This is a genomic window from Geobacillus sp. LYN3 (assembly GCF_003064505.1).
Classification (GTDB): Bacteria; Bacillota; Bacilli; order Bacillales; family Anoxybacillaceae; genus Parageobacillus_B; species Parageobacillus_B toebii.
On the sequence record NZ_QCWL01000001.1, the window covers coordinates 914,815 to 917,565 of the forward strand.

General features: G+C 40.6%; 5 protein-coding genes. 1 reads left to right on the top strand and 4 read right to left on the bottom strand.

Going from position 1 to position 2,751, the window contains the following annotated elements:
- The first annotated feature begins 292 nt into the window (after positions 1–292).
- Positions 293–1,120 (top strand): glycosyltransferase family 8 protein, encoded by an 828-nt coding sequence (locus DCC82_RS04710; protein WP_012749175.1) that lies wholly within the window; start codon positions 293–295, stop codon positions 1,118–1,120.
- A gap of 29 nt (positions 1,121–1,149) precedes the next feature.
- On the opposite strand, the gene DCC82_RS04715 is transcribed toward DCC82_RS04710, so the two are convergent.
- The 4 genes from DCC82_RS04715 to DCC82_RS04730 all read right to left on the bottom strand — a co-directional run bounded on the left by DCC82_RS04715 (position 1,150) and on the right by DCC82_RS04730 (position 2,695).
- The gene (locus DCC82_RS04715) at positions 1,150–1,338 is read right to left on the bottom strand and encodes a YfhD family protein (protein WP_041269575.1); all 189 of its coding nucleotides are present in this window, start codon (positions 1,336–1,338) and stop codon (positions 1,150–1,152) included.
- Between the two features lie 88 nt (positions 1,339–1,426).
- Positions 1,427–1,555: a YfhE family protein gene (locus DCC82_RS04720; protein ID WP_012749177.1), complete on the bottom strand. Its 129-nt coding sequence runs from the start codon at positions 1,553–1,555 to the stop codon at positions 1,427–1,429.
- Between the two features lie 100 nt (positions 1,556–1,655).
- Positions 1,656–2,207: a GNAT family N-acetyltransferase gene (locus DCC82_RS04725; protein ID WP_012749178.1), complete on the bottom strand. Its 552-nt coding sequence runs from the start codon at positions 2,205–2,207 to the stop codon at positions 1,656–1,658.
- Positions 2,208–2,488: 281 nt separating this feature from the next.
- Positions 2,489–2,695 (bottom strand): DUF1731 domain-containing protein, encoded by a 207-nt coding sequence (locus tag DCC82_RS04730; RefSeq protein ID WP_233252928.1) that lies wholly within the window; start codon positions 2,693–2,695, stop codon positions 2,489–2,491.
- Positions 2,696–2,751: the final 56 nt, after the last annotated feature.

Consider the following 2,751-nt stretch of genomic DNA (forward strand, 5'->3'; position numbering starts at 1 on the left):
CTTCATGATAAAGAAATTGAACGATTAAGAAACAGCGGAAATAGATTATTAAGCAGTATGGGAATTTGAATAACAAAAAGCGTCTTGAACCGGGCGCACAGGGCGCTAAGCATCAGTAAGGTGTTTGCCCATGAAAGTCTTGTGGAACTAGAGTCAGTGTCCATGTGAAGGTATGGAAGAAGCTCTATAGTACACAAGAACCCCGTGGCTTTAGCCATCGGGAGGTTCAGTCATACTATATAATGTAAGGGAATAGTATAACTATACGGTAAGGACAAGGAAGTGATTGCTTATGTTTCATGTACTGGTGACGTTAAATTCGAACTATATTCCGCCATTAAAAGTATTAATGAACTCGCTGTTTTGCAACAATCATAAACCATTTTCGTTCTACCTATTATATTCGCGTATTCCCGAGATGGAAATCGAGTCATTGAAACGGTTTGTAGAACAACAAGGCCATCGACTGATTCCGATTTATGTCGATCCTCAATTATTTGCCGATGCTCCTGTATTTCGTCATTATACTTCGGAAATGTATTATCGGCTTGCTGCTCATCAGTTTTTGCCCCAAGAATTGGACCGTGTTTTATATCTTGATCCAGATATTGTTGCGATTAATCCGATCGATGATTTTTATAATATGGATTTTGAAGGAAATATGTTTATTGCCGCGGAGCATACCCATTCGACAAAAGTAGCGAATTTATTTAACAAGCTGAGGCTGAAAACCCCGAATGCAAGAGGCTACTTTAACACTGGTGTCATGCTGATGAACTTGCCGCTAATGAGAAAAGAAGTGCGGTTAGAGGATATTTACCAGTTTATTCGTGATAATCGGTTTAAGCTTGTGCTTCCGGATCAAGATGTGCTAAACGCTTTATATTGGGACAAAATTAAGCCAGTGGATTGTTATCGTTATAATTACGATGCGCGATATTACGATATGATTCAGTTATTGCCAAATCCAAAGCATGATTTACATTGGATTCAGAAAAATACAGTGTTTATTCATTATTGTGGCAAAGATAAACCGTGGAAGGAAAATTATAAAGGGGAGCTTGGATTTTTTTATAAGCAGTACAGCGATATTCTAGAATTTGAAGAGGAAAAAGCCTAAAGGCAGCTTATTTGCGCTGCCTTTAGGCTCTATTTTTTGCGTGCTTTGCTTTGGCGAATGCCAGCTGCTTGAGCGCGCGCTTCTGCTTCTAGGTCTTCGTAATCCGCAAATTCGCGAGAATATTCAACATCTAGTCCGTCGGATTTCAGTTGTTTTGGTACTTGTGGAAGAGTTGCTTTGTTTTTATCACGCGTTTTTTGTCCGCGAGATCGACCCATCATCAATTCCTCCTAAGCAATAATGTGAATCGGACGATTCACTACTTAGGATGGCATTTGCTCGATAAAGTATAAATAACAATGTTTTCTAATGTTTCGCTTTTTTTGCTGTATAGCCGCCTGCTTGGTCGGCTAATTTAAAGTCGCGGGAATACGTTATTTCTTGTGCACGCGTTAACGTCCTTTTCGTTTTTTCTTGTCTTCGTTTTTCCACCATTTATTGCCCCTCACTTTTATCAAGATTTATTTTTAGTTTTTCCACTGTTTGTTCGTTTTATGCATGAATAATAGAAAAAGGGCTGTTATACACAGCCCTGTTACGCTTCTTTGCGTTGTTCTTGTTCGATTTGAGAAGGATGGCGAAGGGTATATAATGTATAGTTATCTTTTGTAATTTCGTATAAATTATATACATCAGCTCCGATTTGTTCCAGCAAACTTTTTCTTGTCTCATTCGCTGGGGTAACATACGGTAATTTTTCTGCCGCTTTGATGGAGCGGATGTTCACTTTGCGAATGCGCATAAATACAGTTTCAATGGAAAGCTCGTAAAATAATTCGTGGAAAAATGCTTCTTTCGCACGTTGGTTATATCCTTGGCCATGATATGGCTTTCCAAGCCATGTGCCCAAAAATCCAGCGTTATTTTGTATGTCAAATAGGCTGATTGTGCCGATTGGATTTCCCCATTCATCTAAAATCGTGCGGGAAATGAGTTCACCGCGTTCTTCCGCTTCGATCATTTGTTTCGTCATAAATAAAAATTCTTCGTACGAGCTTGCTTTTTGGCGCACGAAAGGGAAGACGTCCGGGTGCACCATCAGCTCGTAGAGTGCATGACAATCTTGCAGCTCCCGTTTTTTTAACATACTTTTCCCTCCTTATATCGAGGGCAGTTTACTTGTGGGCGAAACCACCCTCGAAATTTTTTAATATATTCATCAAAAAATTCCGGGGTGGGAATCGAACCCACTAGAACCAGCGATATCCGCTGGTGGCGCACCATTTGCCTTCCCTTTTGTTGCGTCGTTATCTGATTGTCGGCAATGAGTAGCACAGGTCTTTATCATCATACACGATGATCAAGAAAAAAGAAATAGGTTTTTGTTAAATTTTTTTTATATATTTGTTGATTTTTCGATAACGAATGTCATGTGGCTAGTAAATCGGCTAAACTTTTTTCTAGCGTAGGGAAGGAAAAGACAAACCTAGCTTCCATCAGTTTCTTCGGAATGACTTGCTGTCTTTCGGTCACAAGCATGCTCATTTCACCAAGGAGAGCGCGCAGCATCGCACTTGGCACACGAAGCCAATGAGGGCGGTCAACTACCCAACGGCTAGAGCCGTGGGCTTGCAACTAGCCTAATTGGCTGCCGCGTTCGGCTGGTTGACAGCAGCCCTGCGGATGTTTTC

Bases quoted from the DNA above. Each gene is read 5' to 3' on its own strand.
- DCC82_RS04715 (WP_041269575.1), bottom strand. From the start codon at position 1,338: ATGGGTCGATCTCGCGGACAAAAAACGCGTGATAAAAACAAAGCAACT.
- DCC82_RS04725 (WP_012749178.1), bottom strand. From the start codon at position 2,207: ATGTTAAAAAAACGGGAGCTGCAAGATTGTCATGCACTCTACGAGCTG.
- DCC82_RS04720 (WP_012749177.1), bottom strand. From the start codon at position 1,555: ATGGTGGAAAAACGAAGACAAGAAAAAACGAAAAGGACGTTAACGCGT.
- DCC82_RS04710 (WP_012749175.1), top strand. From the start codon at position 293: ATGTTTCATGTACTGGTGACGTTAAATTCGAACTATATTCCGCCATTA.